This window comes from Ensifer sp. ENS11 (assembly GCF_014851895.1).
GTDB classification, from domain to species: Bacteria; Pseudomonadota; Alphaproteobacteria; order Rhizobiales; family Rhizobiaceae; genus Ensifer; species Ensifer canadensis.
This window is the reverse complement of sequence record NZ_JACVAN010000004.1, coordinates 347,786-365,133: the sequence shown is the minus strand read 5'-3', so window position 1 is coordinate 365,133 and position 17,348 is coordinate 347,786. Positions and strand designations below refer to the sequence as shown.

Sequence of the window (17,348 nt, the reverse complement as noted above, 5' to 3'; positions counted from 1 at the left end):
CTCAGCCGTCAACCCGCTCGACAAGCACCCGGATCCGGCCGCCACAGGAAAGACCGACACGCCATGCCGTCTCGTCGGCAACGCCGAATTCCAGGATCCTCGGATTTCCCGTCTCAAGAATATCAGCGGCTTCGCTGATGACAGCACCTTCGACGCATCCGCCGGAAACGGAACCTTCGAAATTGCCGGCACCGTCAATCACCAGATGACTGCCGACCGGCCGCGGCGCAGACCCCCAGGTTTCGATCACCGTTGCGATCGCCACCCGGCGGCCCTCGCCGACCCAGGCCTCGGCGACTGCGAGCGGATCGAGGACGTCAGCTGATATCTGCATTTTACTTGCCTCCCAGCACGGCGCGATGCTCGCTCATGAACCGTCGAGGGTCGGCCTCTCCGGACCTTTGACCCGACAGCGATCTGACTAGCTCGCCCACGGACTCAAGATTGTGCACGGCACGGAATTCGTCAACATGCGGCAGCATCGCCTTGACGCCGCGCGCCCGCGCCTCGAAGCCGTCGAACCGCAACAGCGGATTAAGCCAGATCAACCGACGGCAGGATCGATGCAGACGATCGATCTCCTGCTCAAGCTCTGTCGTATCGTCCCGCTCGAGCCCGTCAGTAATCAAGAGCACGATGGCGCCCTGCCCCAGGACGCGTCGCGACCAGCGTCGGTTGAACTCATGCAAAGTTTCGCCGATGCGCGTGCCACCCGACCAGTCCTTGACCGCGGATAGGCATTCGTCGAGCGCGACATCCGGGTCGCGGTTTCGCATCGGTCGAGAAACATTGGTCAGCCGCGTGCCGAAGAGGAAGGTGTGAACGCGCTGGCGCTTTTCGCTCAAGGCATGGAGAAAGTGTAGAAAGATGCGGGTGTATTGGCTCATCGAGCCGGAAATATCGGCAAGCACGACCAGCGGCGGATGAACGAGACGCCGTTCGCGAAAGCGCGGCAAGATCAGTTCGCCGCCGAAGCGCATCGCATCGCGCATCGTCGCGCGCGGATCGATCCGGATCTGCCGCGCCGAAGGCCGGTATCGACGCGTACGCACCCGATCGAGTGGCAGCACCAAAGCCGATAGCGCCCGCCTCGCTTCGGTGATCTCGGCAGCCGTCATCTGGGCGAAATCGGCTTTGCGGAACAGCTCCTGGCCCGAGACCGTATAGCGCGCATCGACCTCGATCTCGGGTTCGTCACGTGGCGGCCGGGTGTCATCGTGGCCGGACATCAGTGCGTCGCTAACGCGCGTCTCGCCGGCCCGTCGGCGCTGGCGCTCGCTCTCGCGTTGCGGCGCGAGCGGAGACATCATCGCAATCATTTTCTCGACGAGGCCGCGCGAGCGCCAGAACAGGCGAAAAGCCTCGTCGAACACGGGCTGATCCTCGTGGCGCTTGACGAAGATGCACTGAAGGGCGGCGTAGAACTCCTCGCGGGCGCCGATGCCGATCAGGGCCACCGCGCCGATGGCGTCGGCCACCGCCCCGGGTCCGATCTTTATCCCGGCGCGTCGCAGGGCGCGGGCAAAGTACACGATGTTGTCAGCCAGCCTTCCATCGCCGGGCAGGATCGGCGGGAGAATGGCACCATCAGGCGGATGTTCTCCCGGCTCCATCGTCAACCAGCCGCCAGCAGTTCGGCCTTGACCTCGGCGAGCAGCCTGCGCCCCTCGGCTCCGTCGATCCTGGCGATGTCGTCCTGGTATTTGAGCAAGGTGCCGAGCGTATCGGCGATCGTTTCGGGGTCGAGCGCGAGCCGGTCGAGCTCGGTCAGGGCCGTTGCCCAGTCGATCGTTTCGGCGACACCCGGGTTCTTGAAGAGATCGATGGTGCGAAGCCGCTGCACATAGGCGATGATTTCGCGCGACAGGGCGGCGTTGCAGCCCGGAACCTTGCGGCGGATGATTTCGAGTTCCTGTGTTGCCTTCGGATAGTCGACCCAATGATAGAGGCAGCGCCGCTTCAAGGCGTCGTGGATCTCGCGCGTGCGATTGGTGGTGATGATGACGATAGGCGGCTCAATGGCACGGATGGTGCCGAGTTCAGGAATCGTGACCTGGAAATCCGAGAGGACTTCGAGCAGGAACGCTTCGAAGGCTTCATCCGTGCGATCGAGTTCGTCGATCAGGAACACCGGCGCCCGCCCGTTCTCAGCGGAAATCGCCTGAAGTACCGGGCGTCGAATGAGAAATCGTTCGGAGAAGATGTCGCTTTCGACCCTGCGTCGGTCGACCGCTCCGGCCGCTTCCGACAACCGGATCTCCAGCATCTGCGCAGGGTAGTTCCACTCATAGACGGCAGAGGCGACGTCGAGCCCCTCGTAGCACTGCAGGCGGATCAAGGGCCGATCGAGGGCACGAGCCAGCACCTTGGCAATCTCGGTCTTGCCGACACCGGCCTCGCCCTCGAGAAAGAGCGGGCGTTTCATCCGCAACGCGAGAAACAGCACGGTCGCAAGCGCCGTGCCGGCGAGATAATCCTGTGCCTCCAGCATCGCCATCGTTTCATCGATGGATTGGGGCAATACGCCTGTCGCCGGTGCCGTCATGCATCCTCCGCCACGGCCAGTTTCAGTTGTAAGCTATTTCGGTTGAAGTAATGCCTTTATATCAGTAAGTTGCAGGCGTTTTCTCAATCAAGCGCAGAGAGTGAATTACGCCTCGTGAAAACCTACAGCGAGTGATATCCGCGGTCTACATAAATGAGCGGCGGGCGCGGCGGGCCAAGCGCGACGTCCACGACCTCGCCGAACAGCACCAGATGCGTCGCAATGGTCTTGACCTCGATCAGCCGGCAATCGAACGCGGCCGTCGCATTGACGAGGATCGGCGAACCGGTTGCCAGCTGCCTCCATTGGCCAAGCGCAAAGCGACGATCCATGTCGAGCTGGTCACGGCCGGAAAAGGCGTGGGCGAGCGCACGGTGTTCGTCACCGAGCAGGTTCAGCGCAAAGCTGTCGCCGCGCACGAAGATGTCGTTGCGCGGGTTGGCGCCGTTCAGGCAAACGAGAACGGTCGGCGGACTGTCGGAAACCGAGCAGGAAGCAGTGACCGTGACGCCGCGGCGCTCGCCGCCATTGGCAGCGGTGATGAGCTGCACGTGGCCGGCCAGGCGGCTCATGGCGTCGCGATAACTTATCGGGTCCAGTCGGGTTCTCTCCAACACATCTCTCTCCGGGCGAGGTCAGGCACATATAGACGCTGGCGTAAATTATGAAACCCGCCGGCTGGAGATTCTTTCAGATCCGCGACATGGCCATGGCGCGGATCGGATGCCCGTTGTTTCCACTCGCATCTTTTCCTTTGACGCCGGTGGCCACATCCTTAAAACATGCGGCCACTACAGCGCTGCGGGTGATTGAGTTCATGCCAAGGATTGCGGTAGCATTTTTGGACTCGCTGCATAATCTTTCCTTGAAACCAATCCGAGCTTGGGAATTATGCAGTAGCGGGGAATTGCATGCTTCGATCGATCGTTTTGAGCCTCATCGTAGCGGGAATGGCGCAAGCCGCACCTGCCGCCGCTGCCGGCGTCAAGGTCGCGGTCGTTGCCCCCGTTGAAGGGCCATTTGCCCTTCTCGGCAAACAGATCATCGATGGCGCCTCTTTCCAGGCCGGCGATCGCGGCAGCGAAATCGTCGTCATCCCGGAAACATGCGACGCGGCCGGTGCAGAAGCGCTGACCAAGGCGCTTGTGGCAGCAGCTGCAGAGGCGGCCATCGGCTTCCTCTGCGTCGAGAGCCTCGACGCGACACTGCCCGCCCTCGCCGAGGCCAATATACCGGCGGTGACGTTGAGCGTACGGTCCGACATCCTGATGGAAGACGTACTCAAGAAGCATTGGCCGCTGTTCCGCCTGGCGCCGAGTGGCAAGGCCGAATCGGCAGCCGTCGTTGCTGCGATCACCGCGCGTTGGAAGGACAAGCCGATCGCCTTGATCGACGACGGCACGATCCATAGCCGCGAACTGGTCGAGAGCGTGCGCGCAGCGCTCGGCGAAATCGGATTGACCCCGGTCTTTACCGACACTTATCGCCCCGCCCAGGAGCAGCAGATCAATCTCGTACGACGGCTCGTCAAGAGCGGCTCCACCCACGTTTTCACCGGCGGCGACCGGCAGGATACTGCCGTGATCGCGCGCGACGCGCAGGAGGAAGGCGCGAACCTCACCTTGCTCGGCGGTGACACGCTGAATGCAGCCGACGTTGCCGTGCCGCTCACCGACGGTGTCCTGGCGCTGACGTTGCCCGATGCGGCGCGGTCGCCCGAAGGCAAGCCCATAGCCGAGGCCATGCGTGCCGCCGGCATCGAGCCCGATGGCTATGTGCTCCAGGCATTCGGCGCCATGTCTGTTCTCGAGCAGGCCAAGGATCAGGCTGAGAAGGATGAAAAGCCGTTGACGGAGGCGCTGCTCAAAGGCCCATACCAGACGGTTCTTGGGCCGATTGCTTTCAATGCGGGGCATGAACGCGCCGGCAACCCCTATCGCTTGATGCAATGGCAGAGCGGCCGCTTCGTGCCGGTTGCCGACGCCGCCGGAGTGCAATGATGCTGCCTGGTCCACGCAACCTTATCACCGACGTCGCCGGCCTTTCTGTCGGCAATGCCGAAGATCATCGCTTGAAATCGGGCGTGACCGCCATCGTCTGCGATCCACCGGCAACGGCCGCCGTCCAGGTGCTCGGCGGCGCGCCCGGCACGCGCGAAACGGATCTTCTCGAACCGCACAACACCGTGCAGACAGTCGATGGTATCATTCTGTCCGGCGGGTCAGCGTTTGGGCTGGATGCCGCCTCCGGGGCGCAGGCGGCGCTGAGGGAAATGGGACGTGGGTTTGTGATCGGCCCGCACCGTGTGCCGATCGTCCCGACCGCCATCCTGTTCGACCTGATCAATGGCGGCGACAAGGATTGGGGGCAGTTTCCGCCCTACCGCGAACTTGGGTATGAGGCTGTACAAAAGGCTGACGCTGATTTTGCCACCGGCTCGGTCGGCGCCGGCACTGGCGCCTTGACCGCGACCTTCAAGGGTGGCCTTGGCTCCGCCTCAATCGTGCTGCCGAACGGCATTACCGTCGGCGCGCTCGTGGCCGTCAATGCTTTGGGTTCTGCGACTGTCGGCAGCACCCGGCACTTCTGGGCCGCCCCTCACGAGAAACAGGACGAGTTCGGTGGGCTCGGCCTTCCCCACCCCATGCCGGCGAATGCATCCGAGGTCCGCACGAAAATGGGCGCAAATTTGTCGGCCGCCGCCAACACCACGATTGCGGTCATCGCCACAGATGCGGTGTTGACCAAGGCCGAGGCCAAGCGCCTGGCGATCGCCGCGCATGATGGCTTCTCGCGGGCAATATGGCCGGCGCACACGCCGCTCGACGGCGACCTCATTTTCGCCCTTGCCACCGGCGCAAGCGGCCGGACGCTGGAGCTCGCAGACTTCCTCGATCTGGGTGCTGCCGCCGCCGCGACGATGGCGCGCGCGATCGCCCGCGGCGTCCACGACGCCACACCTGCCGAAAACGATCCCTTGCCGTCATGGTCGAGCCGCGGCTAAGGCGCGATTAGCACCAGCGCATGTTGTTTGCGCGGCTGCGGAGTGCTATTGCGCGGGAAACAGCCGGAGCCTTCTCATGACCCATCCCATCCGCATTGCCCCGTCGATCCTGGCGGCCGATTTCTCGAAGCTCGGACAGGAAGTCCGCGATGTCGTCGATGCCGGCGCGGATTGGATCCATCTCGATGTCATGGACGGCCATTTCGTCCCGAACATCACGTTTGGGCCCGACGTGATCAAGTCGCTGCGCCCCTACACCGAAGCGACCTTCGACTGCCATCTGATGATCTCGCCCGCCGACGGCTTTCTCGAAGCCTTCGCAAAGGCCGGCTGCGATATCCTGACGGTTCACGCCGAAGCCGGGCCGCACCTGCACCGCTCGCTGCAGACTGTCCGGTCGCTCGGCAAGAAGGCCGGCGTCTCGCTCAACCCGGCAACACCCGAAAGCGCCATCGAATATGTGCTCGACACCGTCGATCTGGTGCTGGTGATGACGGTCAACCCGGGCTTCGGCGGCCAGAAGTTCATCGACGCGACCGCGGAAAAGATCCGCCGGATCAAGGCGATGATCGGCGACCGGCCGATCGAGATCGAAGTCGACGGCGGCATTGCGCCTGAAACGGCGGCGATTGCAGCCGGCGCCGGCGCAAACGTGCTGGTCGCCGGTTCGGCGATCTTCAAGGGTGGTTGGGTCGATGCCTATCGCTCCGCCATCCAGGCGATCCGAGCGCCTGCCGAACAGGCCCGCTGATGATCTCGCGCCCGGCAGCGCCAGGGCTCCTCCTCCTGGCGGTGACATTTGTCGCCTCGCAGGCATCGGCGGGTGACTATGCCGCATTCCAGCCGATCGGCTTTTCCTCCGATGGATATGTCTTTGCGTTCGAGGAATACGGTGTCCAGGACGGCTCGGGTTTTCCCTATTCCACGATCTACGTCATCGATACCCGCAACGACACTTTTCTGCCGGGTGCGCCGGTGCGCGCAGTCGGTCGCGAAGATGGCGCCCCCCTGCACCGGATGAGACATGAGGCGCATCGGCGCGCCGCTCCGCTGATCGACGCCTACAGGCTTGCCGAGGCGCCGGGATTGCTGGCGGCCTACAATCCGATTACCGAAGCCAATGCAACGCCATTGGCCCTCACTTACGATGCCTTTGCCGCCGACGATGCCTTCCGCCAGACCTACGGCCTGACGCTCGAAGAAAAGAGCTTCGAACCAGGTGGGCTCTGCAAGGACTTCCTGAAGGAGGTCAAAGGCTTCCGCCTGTCGATGACGATGAAGGCGGGCAAGCCTGCAAGCGACGTGCTGCAGGACGATACCCGTGTGCCGGAAAGCCGCCGTTGCCCGACGGGCTATCGCATCGGCGGTGCGGTAACGCACATGAATGACGACGGCACGCAAACCCACGTTGTGATGGTGCTCGTCAAATCGCTCGGGTTCGAGGGCACGACTGACGGACGATGGATTGCGGTTCCGACGCGGATCGCAAAATGAACGAAACGGGCGCCGGGGCGGAAGTGAAATCAGCATATGCTTCCGCGCCCTCCCTCAAGCGCTCGCGATTCCTGCGGGCGTTTCCGTCCGCGGCGGAACTTGTCTTCGGCACGCCAGCCTGGGGGCTGGTGATGGTCGCTTCCGCCTGGGTCGCGCTCTGGCTGCGCGAGGGCGCCCTGACCTTCCACCTGGTGGAACTGCTGGTGATGTATGGTCTGGGCGGCATGCTGGCCTGGCCAGCTGCCCTGTTCCTCGCACGGTTTTCTACGCTTGGCCGCCCTGCCGAGACGCGGTTTGCGGCCTATCTGCTCTGCCTTTCGCTCGGCACGATCGCCGTGACGGCAATGCTCTTCGCACTCGACTATCGCGTCTTTTACGCCCGCTGGCATGCCAATACCGGTACCCGGACCTGGTTCTACCAGTTCGCCTTTACCTCGCTTGTCGCCTTCTACCAGTTCCTTGTGCTGGGCGTTCGGCTCTATCTTCCGGTTGGCGGCGCCGCACTTCTGGCCGCCAGCCTGTGGCTTGCAGGTTCGCGAGGCCGTCAATAACGTTGAGCTTGTCGGGCATCTTTGCTAGAGGCACAGCCATCCTCCACTGATGACGAAAGCTGAGAGCCCATGATCCCCCGTTATTCCCGACCGGAAATGGTGGCCATCTGGTCGCCGGAAACCAAGTTCCGCATCTGGTTCGAGATCGAGGCCCATGCCTGCGATGCGCTGGCCGAAATCGGCGTGATCCCGAAGGATGCCGCAAAGACGATCTGGGAAAAAGGCGGCGCCGCCAAATTCGACGTCGACCGGATCGACGAAATCGAGGCCGTCACCAAGCATGACGTCATCGCGTTCCTGACGCATCTGGCAGAGTTCGTCGGCCCCGACAGCCGCTTCATCCACCAGGGCATGACATCCTCCGACGTGCTCGACACCTGCTTCAACGTACAGCTCGTGCGCGCAACCGACCTTTTGCTTGCTGATATCGACAAGCTGCTCGAAGCACTGAAGCGCCGCGCCTTTGAGCACAAGGATACGGTGACGATCGGCCGCTCGCACGGCATTCATGCCGAACCGACGACCTTCGGCGTCAAGCTGGCGCTTGCCTATGCCGAGTTCGATCGCTGCAAGCAGCGCCTTATCGCGGCCCGTGAAGAAGTCGCGACCTGCGCCATCTCCGGCGCCGTCGGCACCTTCGCCAATATCGACCCGCGCGTCGAGGAACACGTCGCCAAGGCGCTTGGCCTGAAGCCGGAGCCGGTTTCCACCCAGGTCATTCCGCGCGACCGCCATGCGATGTATTTCGCCACTCTTGGCGTCGTCGCCTCGTCGATCGAGCGGCTGGCAACCGAAATCCGCCACCTACAGCGCACCGAAGTCCTGGAAGCGGAAGAATACTTCTCGCCGGGACAGAAGGGCTCGTCGGCCATGCCGCACAAGCGCAACCCGGTGCTGACGGAGAACCTCACGGGTCTTGCCCGCATGGTTCGCGCCTTCGCCATTCCGGCGATGGAGAACGTAGCCCTCTGGCACGAGCGCGATATCTCGCATTCCTCGGTCGAGCGCATGATCGGCCCTGATGCGACGGTGACGCTCGACTTCGCGCTTGCCCGCCTGACCAACGTGATCGACAAGTTGCTCGTCTATCCCGACAACATGACCAAGAACATGAACAAGTTCCGCGGTCTCGTTCACTCGCAGCGTGTCCTGCTCGCTCTGACGCAGGCCGGTGTTTCGCGTGAGGACGCCTATCGCCTCGTTCAGCGCAATGCGATGAAGGTCTGGGAAGAGGGCAAGGACTTCCTTGAGGAGTTGCTTGCCGACACGGAGGTTCGCGCGGCCCTGTCGGAAGCCGACATCCGCGAAAAGTTCGATCTCGGCTACCACACCAAGCACGTCGACACGATTTTCGGCCGGGTCTTTGGCTGACGCCGCCGCGCAAAAGTGCGTAGCGCTTTTGCGATAACGACATGCGCAAGCAATAAGGGCCGGGCGCGATAGCCGCCCGGTTCGTGTCAGAGCGAAGCACGTTTCTGTGGTATTGCGCTATTATGCCCGCATTTGATGCAGTTTGCTCGAATGCGGGCATTTTTGTTAGCGAGGAATTCAATCTTTGCGTGAGATGATCGAGGCTGATCAATTCAGATCGAGGGTTCACATGGCCTACAAGGACAGTGTTCAGCGCACGGCAGCGCGCACGCAGACGAAGATTACCGGAACGGTGACCTGCAAGACGGGTGCGAGCAACGGCATCGTTACGGATCTTTCCGCAGAAGGCATCTGCTTTCAGCTCTATTTCGACATCAATGCACGCACCGGACAGGAAGTGACGATCCGCAGCGAAGAACTCGGATTTCTGACCGGCATGGTCCGCTGGTATCGCGGTGACAAGATCGGCATCAAGCTCAATCTTTCGTCCAACACCGCCGCCCAGATTTCGTCCTACTACAAATTTTTCAAGTAGGTCGGACGATCCTCACAGGAGGAAGCGGCAAGCCTCCGGGAGGCTGGCCGTTTTGTCGTTATCGCATACGGCTGCTGCGAGCACCGGGCTCAACCATCTTGCGATACATGTGCCATGTCGCGTGACCGAGGATCGGCATGATGACGGCAAGGCCGACGAAGACCGGGATCGACCCGATCAGCAGGCCGGCCGCAACGATCAGCCCCCAGAAGGCAACCGGGATGGGATTGACGAGAGTTGCGCGTATCGAGGTTTCGACGGCAGCCACAGCACCGACGTCACGATCGATCAGCAACGGGAACGACACTACGCTGATCGACAGCACGATCGCGGCGAAGACGAACCCGACGGCGTTGCCGACCAGGATCAGGTTCCAGCCCTGCTCCGTGTTGACGATGCCGTTCCAGAAGGCGGCGATCGATGCCGGCGGTTCGGCGCCGAAGATCCTGATATAGAGCGCCTGTGCCACCAGGAGCCAGGCAATGAAGATGACGAATAGCATCGCTGCGACAGCCACGATCGAGGGCAGTGCCGGAGATCGATGCAGGCGGAAGGCGTGAGGCCAGGACGTGTCCATGCCAAGTTCGCGGCGCCTGCTGATTTCATAGAGTCCGATGGCGGCGACCGGCCCGATAAGGGCAAAGCCGGACGCGAGCGGATAGAGCAGCGGCAGCATGTTGGCGCCCGCGCTCCACGTCATGAGCACGGCACCGGCGATGGGGTAGATCAAGCAGAGAAAAACATAGTGAGACGGCTTTTCGCGAAAGTCGTTGAACCCGAGGCGCAACGCGTCCACCACGTCAGCCAGGCCGATCTTTTTTATTCCGGGATGGGCGACGCTGGCGTCCGGTCCCGACAGAACATGGAATGTTGTCATGGCTCACACTCCTCAACCACTACAGAGCGGTCCCGGACCAGCGACAACGGCAAAACTCGAGCCGCATCGACCGCGACCTGCAGTGTCGATTATACATAAAATGATGCCTCTGTCGCCTACGCCTTGACTTCGACGATTTTCGACGCCACATCGCGGCCATTATGAAACTTTCCGACGCCCATATCCTCATCGTTCCCGGCTACACCAACTCCGGCCCTGACCATTGGCAGTCACGCTGGGAGAGAAAAATGTCCACCGCCCGCCGCGTGGAGCAGGCCGAATGGGCCAAGCCCGTGCGCGAGGATTGGGTGGCGCGCATGGTCGAGGAGGTCAATGCCGCTGAAAAGCCGGTGGTCATCGTCGCCCACTCCCTCGGCGTCGCGACCGCGGTCCATGCCCTGCCCCACATCGAAAAGAAGATCGCCGGCGCCTTCCTGGTGGCTCCGCCTGACGTGGCCAATGCCGCGATCCGTCCGAAGCATCTCATGACATTCGGCCCCTATCCCCGCGATCCGCTGCCGTTCCCGTCGCTGTTGATCGCAAGCCGCAACGATCCGTTCGGCTCCTATGAGCATGCCGACGAAATCGCCAAGTCCTGGGGCTCGCTGTTGGTGGATGCGGGGGAATCCGGCCACCTCAACACCGAGTCCGGGCATGGCCCCTGGCCGGAAGGCACGATGGTCTTTGCGCAGTTCCTCAGCCGCCTCCAACCCTGATCGCACTGCGAATAAGACGACTCGGCATTAATCCGAAGTTCATGGTCCGCGATCATCATCTGCCGGCAACAAATGCTGGATCGTGGGATACGTGACCGGACCGAAAGATCCCATCAGGAGCGAACGCCGCGCGCCGGCGAAGCTGAATATCGTGACGCAAGCGGCGCTGGACCAGCTGCCGGTGGCGGCGCTCGTTTTCAATGAACAAGCGTCAATCGTTTCGGTAAACCCCTATGCCAGCGAGCTTCTGCGTCTTCCGCCGGCAGAGTTGCTCAACCGTTCTCTTCGTGACCTTGTTCACCCCGACGACCATCACCTGCTGAGGCCGACCGGGACGGTGCGATCTTCCGCGTCCGCCCAGACGATCCGCTTGCATGGAGCAGCCGATATCGTTTCGGTGGTCTGCACCTCCTATGCAATGGCGGACGGTCGCATGCTGCTGATGCTGCCGGTCGACCACTTGATCGCCGAGATCGCGGGGCTTCGCAACGACGAGACGCGGTGGAAGTATGCGCTGGAAAGCGCACTTGAAGGCGTCTGGGATCACGATTTTTCGACCGGAAACCTCTTCTATTCCGCCACCTGGAAGCGCCTGCGTGGTCTGGCTGATGACGCCGAGGTCGATGGCGCGCTCGATCGCTGGATCGAGAATGTGCATCCGGACGACCGCGCGCATGTCATGGCCTCGATCGGACGCCAGGATTCTGGAGAGGTCACGTACAACACCTTCCAGTACCGCGAACGCCATGCGGACGGACACTGGGTCTGGATCGAAAGCCGCGGCGCATCCGTCGCCTATGGGCCGGACGGCAAGCCCACTCGCATCATCGGCACCGACACCGACATTACGCCGCGCAAGGAGGCCGAGGCGCGGCTGGAGGAAATCTCGCGGCGCCTGAGACTTGCCCTCGACGTATCGAAGATCGGGGTCTTCGACCATAACCTTGAAACCCAGGAGACGCTTTGGGACGAACGTATCCTCGGTATTTATGGGCTTGACCCCAAAGCCGGCGCGCCCAGCGGCCGCAGTTGGGAAGATATGCTCCACCCCGACGACCGCGAAAAGGCGATCGCCCGCGTCAATGACGGCGTCGCCGCGGGTGCACCCTTCACCAATGCGTTCCGCATCGTCCTGGCGAATGGAGAAATCCGGCACATTCGCGCCAACACGGCGTTCTATGTCGACCGCGATGGCACCCGCAAACTGATCGGCGCGAACTGGGACGTAACCGAAGACATCGCGCTGCAGGAGGAACTGCGCAAGGCCAAGGCCGCAACCGAGGCCCGCAACCGCGAGCTTGAGGAAGCGCGCATCCGTATCGAATACAACGCGTTGCACGACTACCTGACGGACCTGCCGAACAGGCGCTATCTCGACCAGATACTGGCGGACGATCCGACGCTCAACGCTATCCTCCACCTCGATCTTGATCGCTTCAAGCAGATCAACGACACGCTCGGGCATCAGGCCGGCGATGCGATGCTGACCCATGCAGCCGCAATCCTGCGGTCTCATGCCGACCAGGACGATTTCATCGCCCGCATCGGCGGCGACGAATTCGTGATCCTCTGTCGGCGCGGCCGCGGGATGGACGAGCTTGGAGATCTGGCCGCCCGCATCGTCCATGCCTTCCGCCGGCCCATTCCCTATGACGGCCAGCTTTGCCGGCTCGGGGCCAGCATCGGCATTGCCTGGAGGGGCGAGGTCGAGACGGATCCCAAGCAACTGCTGATGAATGCAGATATCGCGCTCTACCGGGCCAAGAGCCTCGGCCGCGATCGCTTCGAGGTGTTTTCCGAGCAGATCCAGAACCAGATCCTCAGCGCCAAACGCACCGGCGACGATATCCGTCAGGCGATCGAAGAAGGCCAGTTCGTGCCCTACTATCAGCCGCAGTTCGACGCCCACTCGCTGGAGCTCACCGGCGTCGAAACTCTGGTGCGATGGGACCACCCGGAACGCGGAATTCTTCCTCCGAGCCACTTTCTGAAGGTAGCTGAAGAGATCAACGCCCTGCCCGCGATCGACAGGAACATCGTCGAGATGGCCTATGCCGATTTTGCGGCCTGGGGGCGTGCCGGTCTGACCGTCCCCAAGATCTCGGTCAATGTCTCCTCGCGCAGACTGCGGGACCCGAGCCTGATTTCAGACCTTCGCGCCATGAACATCCCGCCTGGTGTCATGTCTTTCGAGCTCTTGGAATCCATCTTTCTTGACGATCTCGAAGACGAGATTGCCGCGACGATCGCCGCGCTCAACACGCTCGGTATCGAGATCGAAATTGACGACTTCGGCACCGGCCATGCCTCGATTATCGGCCTGCTCAACCTGAACCCGGCCCGCCTGAAGATCGACCGGGCGCTGGTGGGGCCGATCAACGAAAGCGCCAAGCAGGCAAAGCTCGTTCGTGCCATCATCGACATCGGGCATTCGCTCAATATCAAGGTGGTGGCCGAAGGTGTGGAAACGTGGGAGCATGCGGCGATACTGAGGGAGCTTGGCTGTGATATTCTGCAGGGCTACGCCCTGGCAAAGCCGATGAGCCGCCTCGATTTCGAACAGCGCATCAAGAGCGGCTGGAAACTGTCACCGAACGCGGATGCGCCGCCGGAAAAAGGGCGTCGCTACAAGGCGGTCAAATAAAAACCGCCCGACCTGAGGCCGAGCGGCGATATCATGGGCGTATGATAGCCTCGAAGATCAGCTGCTCTGGACTTGCTCGATGGCGACGCCGAGAAGCTCGAGCATGCGCACACGGATCTGCTCTTCGCTCTGGGCAACGCCGGCAGCGTCGAAATCGGCCTTGATCTTGCGCACAACGTCCTCGTGGCCGGCCTCTTCGAAATCGGCCACAACGACTTCCTTCGCATAGGCCTCTGGGTCGCTCTTGCCGAGCAAGCCGGCAGCCCAGAGACCAAGAAGCTTGTTGCGGCGCGCCTCAGACTTGAACCTCAGTTCCTCGTCCAGCGCAAACTTTGCTTCGAAGGCCTTTTCGCGATCCTGCATCGTCGTCATCAATTGATCTCCCGTGAGAATTCCATGCCGGAAATAGTTATGGCCATAAACCAAAACAGTGGTCAAAGTGCAATGCGAAGTTTTCTCGTTTCGTGACTTTCGTGGTACCGTAAGCATGTCGCGCAAAAGTGCGCAGCGGTTTTGCGACAACGGCATGCGAAAAACCAAAGAACGGATGCGCAAGGAGCGAATCTGAAAGGTTGCGACACGCTTTAGGTAAATCAGGGGAAGGGAAGATACGCCGATTGTGAAACGCGTTCTTTTCAGCTATGGACGCCGTGAGAAGACTCCACTAGCGCGACCCAAGTGCGCCAACAACCACAGAGACAATATCCATGAATCGTCGCCGCCGTATCTACGAGGGCAAGGCAAAGATCCTCTATGAGGGTCCCGAGCCGGGCACGCTGATCCAGTTTTTCAAGGACGACGCGACCGCCTTCAACAAGAAAAAGCATGACGTCATCGACGGCAAGGGTGTGCTGAACAACCGGATTTCCGAGTATATCTTCACGCATCTGAACCGTATCGGCATTCCGACGCACTTCATTCGCCGCCTGAACATGCGCGAGCAGTTGATCAAGGAAGTCGAGATCATCCCCCTTGAGATCGTCGTGCGCAACGTTGCTGCCGGCTCGCTGGCAAAGCGCCTCGGCATCGAGGAAGGCACCGTCCTCCCCCGCTCGATCATCGAATTCTACTACAAGGCCGATGCTCTTGATGACCCGATGGTCTCCGAAGAGCACATCACCGCATTCGGTTGGGCAAGCCCGCAGGAACTCGATGACGTCATGGCGCTTGCCATCCGCATCAACGACTTCCTGACCGGCCTGTTCCTCGGCGTCGGCATCCAGCTCGTCGATTTCAAGATCGAGTGTGGCCGCCTGTTCGAAGGCGACATGATGCGCATCATCCTGGCGGACGAGATTTCGCCGGATAGCTGCCGTCTGTGGGACATCGAGACCAAGGAAAAGCTCGACAAGGACCGCTTCCGCCGTGATTTGGGCGGGCTGGTCGAGGCCTATCAGGAAGTGGCTCGCCGTCTCGGCATCATGAACGAGAACGAGCCTGTGCGCGGCACCGGCCCCGTTCTGGTCAAGTAATTTCTGGTCAAGTTAGTTCGGGGAAAGTGAAAGTGATCAAGGCACGTGTAACCGTGACGCTGAAGAATGGCGTTCTCGATCCGCAGGGCAAGGCAATTGAAGGTGCGCTCGGCGCACTCGGCTTCGACGGCATCGGCCAGGTCCGCCAGGGCAAGGTCTTCGATCTACAGATCGAAACCGGCGACAAAGCCAAGGCCGAGGCCGACCTCAAGGCGATGTGCGAAAAGCTGCTCGCCAACACAGTGATTGAAAACTACACCATCTCCCTCGCCTGATGGCGGCGGAGTGCCGCGGATGGCCTGACGTGAAGGCCGGCGTGATCTGGAAATAATGAGGAGGCCCATCTGACATGGGCCATCCTCACGCAGATCAGCCGAAACGACATCGAAGGGGCATACTGTCCGCGGCTCGATGGTTTCGAAATAGCAGGATGCGCAGTGCATCCAATATCGGCCCGAGCGCGTCAAATTGCGCTTCGGCCGCATCGGAAACCGCCTCGAATTGCATGAGCTTCAAGAGGCGCAGGCAGGGTTTGAACCGCACCATGAAGTCAGCCGTCGTCCAGCTTCCAGGCCTCAACCGCGATCGCGACATGATCGCTGCCCTCACCAAGATCTCCGGCAAGGCGCCCGTAACCGTCTGGCAGACCGAAACGGAGATCCCTGATGTCGACCTGATCGTCATCCCCGGCGGTTTCTCCTACGGTGACTATCTGCGCTGCGGCGCGATTGCCGCGCGCATGCCGGTCATGCAGGCGATCAAGGCGAAGGCCGAAAAGGGCGTGAAGGTCCTCGGCGTCTGCAACGGTTTCCAGATCCTGGTCGAGGCCGGTCTGCTCCCGGGCGCGCTGATGCGCAACGCATCGCTCAAGTTCGTCTGCCGCGAGGTCAAGCTCGAAGTCGTCAACGCCGACACCGACTTTACCCGCGCCTATTCCAAGGGACAGATCATCCGCAGCCCGGTTGCGCACCACGACGGCAACTACTTCGCCGACGCGGAGACCCTGAAGACGATCGAAGGCAACGGCCAGGTCGTGTTCCGCTACGCCGAAGGCACCAATCCGAATGGCTCGATGGGCGATATTGCCGGCGTGATGAACACGGCCGGCAACGTGCTCGGCATGATGCCGCATCCGGAAAACCTGATCGAGGCGGCTCATGGCGGCGCCGATGGTCGCGGCATCTTCGCTTCGGCTCTCGAAGTAATCGCCGCTTAACCGTCGCGCTGATAGAAGGCATCCGACCATCCCCGTAACGCAAGCGAGACCGTCGATGCCTTCCATGTTTTCTAGACGCCTGACCGGCCCTGCTTGCGCGGCGTTCGCCCTGACGCTTCTGGCGTCCTGCCAAACATCGCGCCCGCCGGCGCCGACGGCAAGCTCGGCAGCCCTGCCGACAATGGAACGCGTGGCGCTCGGCGCCAACAGCTGCTGGTTCAAATCGGGCGATGCTGCCTTCAAGAACTACCGGCTTGCCCCTGAACTCAATTCCTTCTCCGGACGTCCCCGCATCCTGATCGTGCCGCGCAAGTCGCCGGAAGCACGGCCGCTTGCCGTCATCCAGGCGGAAGGCCAGCCGGCGCGGTTGCAGGCGTTCGGACCGCTCATGAGCGAACCGGTCGCCACCCGCATGAGTGCAGATATCCGGCGTTGGGCCGCTGGCGGCCAGGGCTGCAATTAATCCAGGCACCGGTTGAGAGTTCGGACGCTGTTGGCTGGTGCCCTCAGCGTTCGCTGATGCGCGTCGCAATCTCTAGGGCATACGGCGCTTTGTTCGCATGCCGCTATCGCAAAACCACCGCACGCTTTGTGTGATGCCCGTTAACGCCAGAACGCCACGGACGATTCCCGCCGGGCATCCTTCTCGCAGACCCCGATATCGATCAGTTGCCAATCGCTCATCTCTTCGAGAGCTAACCGGCTGCGTCTCTTGGCGGCCAGGAAACAATAGAGCCGCCAGAGACGTTGAAGCGCGTTCTTAGCACTCCCCGAGATTTCGACATCAAACCCGATCTTGCGACGCGCGCGAGGGGCCTTTTTCACGACTGCCGAGCAAATTGTATCAATTGTACTCATTGTAGGCTCCAATGCATCGATTGCTATCATTGCATTGGTGATAATTGACATATTTCGCTGTGTAA

The 17,348-nt window shown here is 61.6% G+C and carries 20 protein-coding genes; 13 read left to right on the top strand and 7 right to left on the bottom strand.

Annotated elements, in window-relative coordinates; genetic code table 11:
- Position 1: 1 nt before the first annotated feature.
- From IB264_RS10975 to IB264_RS10960, 4 genes are all read right to left on the bottom strand, one after another.
- The gene (locus IB264_RS10975) at positions 2-334 is read right to left on the bottom strand and encodes an XdhC family protein (protein WP_025427136.1); all 333 of its coding nucleotides are present in this window, start codon (positions 332-334) and stop codon (positions 2-4) included.
- 1 nt (position 335) lies between these two features.
- On the bottom strand, positions 336-1,613 hold the full coding sequence (locus tag IB264_RS10970; RefSeq protein WP_025427137.1) for a VWA domain-containing protein: 1,278 nt from the start codon (positions 1,611-1,613) through the stop codon (positions 336-338).
- Positions 1,614-1,615: 2 nt separating this feature from the next.
- Positions 1,616-2,545 carry a MoxR family ATPase gene (locus IB264_RS10965; protein ID WP_025427138.1) on the bottom strand — a complete coding sequence of 310 codons (930 nt, stop codon included), beginning with the start codon at positions 2,543-2,545 and terminating at the stop codon, positions 1,616-1,618.
- Between the two features lie 122 nt (positions 2,546-2,667).
- Positions 2,668-3,117 (bottom strand): flavin reductase family protein, encoded by a 450-nt coding sequence (locus IB264_RS10960; RefSeq protein WP_081788855.1) that lies wholly within the window; start codon positions 3,115-3,117, stop codon positions 2,668-2,670.
- Between the two features lie 339 nt (positions 3,118-3,456).
- Between IB264_RS10960 and IB264_RS10955 the strand changes: the two genes are divergently transcribed.
- The 7 genes from IB264_RS10955 (at position 3,457) to IB264_RS10925 (ending at position 9,500) form a co-directional block, all read left to right on the top strand.
- Entirely contained in the window at positions 3,457-4,545 is a 1,089-nt protein-coding gene (locus IB264_RS10955; RefSeq protein ID WP_025427140.1) for a branched-chain amino acid ABC transporter substrate-binding protein, read from the top strand.
- The gene (locus IB264_RS10950) at positions 4,542-5,549 is read left to right on the top strand and encodes a P1 family peptidase (protein ID WP_025427141.1); all 1,008 of its coding nucleotides are present in this window, start codon (positions 4,542-4,544) and stop codon (positions 5,547-5,549) included. Before IB264_RS10955 ends, IB264_RS10950 begins: the two co-directional genes overlap by 4 nt.
- A gap of 76 nt (positions 5,550-5,625) precedes the next feature.
- The gene (gene rpe, locus IB264_RS10945) at positions 5,626-6,300 is read left to right on the top strand and encodes a ribulose-phosphate 3-epimerase (RefSeq protein WP_025427142.1); all 675 of its coding nucleotides are present in this window, start codon (positions 5,626-5,628) and stop codon (positions 6,298-6,300) included.
- Positions 6,300-7,043: a DUF2259 domain-containing protein gene (locus tag IB264_RS10940; protein WP_025427143.1), complete on the top strand. Its 744-nt coding sequence runs from the start codon at positions 6,300-6,302 to the stop codon at positions 7,041-7,043. Before rpe ends, IB264_RS10940 begins: the two co-directional genes overlap by 1 nt.
- Positions 7,040-7,594: a hypothetical protein gene (locus IB264_RS10935; RefSeq protein WP_051509166.1), complete on the top strand. Its 555-nt coding sequence runs from the start codon at positions 7,040-7,042 to the stop codon at positions 7,592-7,594. Before IB264_RS10940 ends, IB264_RS10935 begins: the two co-directional genes overlap by 4 nt.
- 69 nt (positions 7,595-7,663) lie before the next feature.
- The gene (purB, locus tag IB264_RS10930; protein WP_025427145.1) at positions 7,664-8,965 is read left to right on the top strand and encodes an adenylosuccinate lyase; all 1,302 of its coding nucleotides are present in this window, start codon (positions 7,664-7,666) and stop codon (positions 8,963-8,965) included.
- 229 nt (positions 8,966-9,194) lie between these two features.
- Complete coding sequence (locus tag IB264_RS10925; protein ID WP_025427146.1) at positions 9,195-9,500, top strand: PilZ domain-containing protein; 306 nt, start codon at positions 9,195-9,197, stop codon at positions 9,498-9,500.
- A 58-nt stretch (positions 9,501-9,558) separates the two neighbouring features.
- On the opposite strand, the gene IB264_RS10920 is transcribed toward IB264_RS10925, so the two are convergent.
- Positions 9,559-10,377 carry a DUF2189 domain-containing protein gene (locus IB264_RS10920; RefSeq protein ID WP_025427147.1) on the bottom strand — a complete coding sequence of 273 codons (819 nt, stop codon included), beginning with the start codon at positions 10,375-10,377 and terminating at the stop codon, positions 9,559-9,561.
- A 161-nt stretch (positions 10,378-10,538) separates the two neighbouring features.
- Between IB264_RS10920 and IB264_RS10915 the strand changes: the two genes are divergently transcribed.
- Both IB264_RS10915 and IB264_RS10910 read left to right on the top strand, forming a co-directional pair.
- On the top strand, positions 10,539-11,093 hold the full coding sequence (locus IB264_RS10915; protein WP_025427148.1) for an alpha/beta hydrolase: 555 nt from the start codon (positions 10,539-10,541) through the stop codon (positions 11,091-11,093).
- A gap of 91 nt (positions 11,094-11,184) precedes the next feature.
- Positions 11,185-13,737, top strand: coding sequence for an EAL domain-containing protein (locus tag IB264_RS10910; RefSeq protein WP_051509167.1), 2,553 nt, complete (start codon positions 11,185-11,187; stop codon positions 13,735-13,737).
- A gap of 57 nt (positions 13,738-13,794) precedes the next feature.
- Here the strand turns inward: IB264_RS10910 and IB264_RS10905 are convergent, their stop codons facing one another.
- On the bottom strand, positions 13,795-14,109 hold the full coding sequence (locus IB264_RS10905; RefSeq protein ID WP_025427150.1) for an ATPase inhibitor subunit zeta: 315 nt from the start codon (positions 14,107-14,109) through the stop codon (positions 13,795-13,797).
- Positions 14,110-14,444: 335 nt separating this feature from the next.
- On the opposite strand from IB264_RS10905, the gene purC reads away from it, so the two are divergent.
- The 4 genes from purC (at position 14,445) to IB264_RS10885 (ending at position 16,888) form a co-directional block, all read left to right on the top strand.
- Positions 14,445-15,209, top strand: a complete 765-nt coding sequence (purC, locus tag IB264_RS10900; RefSeq protein WP_025427151.1) for a phosphoribosylaminoimidazolesuccinocarboxamide synthase — start codon at positions 14,445-14,447, stop codon at positions 15,207-15,209.
- A 32-nt stretch (positions 15,210-15,241) separates the two neighbouring features.
- Positions 15,242-15,484 carry a phosphoribosylformylglycinamidine synthase subunit PurS gene (gene purS / locus IB264_RS10895; protein WP_025427152.1) on the top strand — a complete coding sequence of 81 codons (243 nt, stop codon included), beginning with the start codon at positions 15,242-15,244 and terminating at the stop codon, positions 15,482-15,484.
- 269 nt (positions 15,485-15,753) lie between these two features.
- Positions 15,754-16,425 carry a phosphoribosylformylglycinamidine synthase subunit PurQ gene (gene purQ, locus IB264_RS10890; RefSeq protein ID WP_025427153.1) on the top strand — a complete coding sequence of 224 codons (672 nt, stop codon included), beginning with the start codon at positions 15,754-15,756 and terminating at the stop codon, positions 16,423-16,425.
- Positions 16,426-16,480: 55 nt separating this feature from the next.
- Entirely contained in the window at positions 16,481-16,888 is a 408-nt protein-coding gene (locus IB264_RS10885) for a hypothetical protein (RefSeq protein ID WP_025427154.1), read from the top strand.
- A 140-nt stretch (positions 16,889-17,028) separates the two neighbouring features.
- Here the strand turns inward: IB264_RS10885 and IB264_RS10880 are convergent, their stop codons facing one another.
- Complete coding sequence (locus IB264_RS10880) at positions 17,029-17,334, bottom strand: DUF1127 domain-containing protein (RefSeq protein WP_038576122.1); 306 nt, start codon at positions 17,332-17,334, stop codon at positions 17,029-17,031.
- Positions 17,335-17,348: the final 14 nt, after the last annotated feature.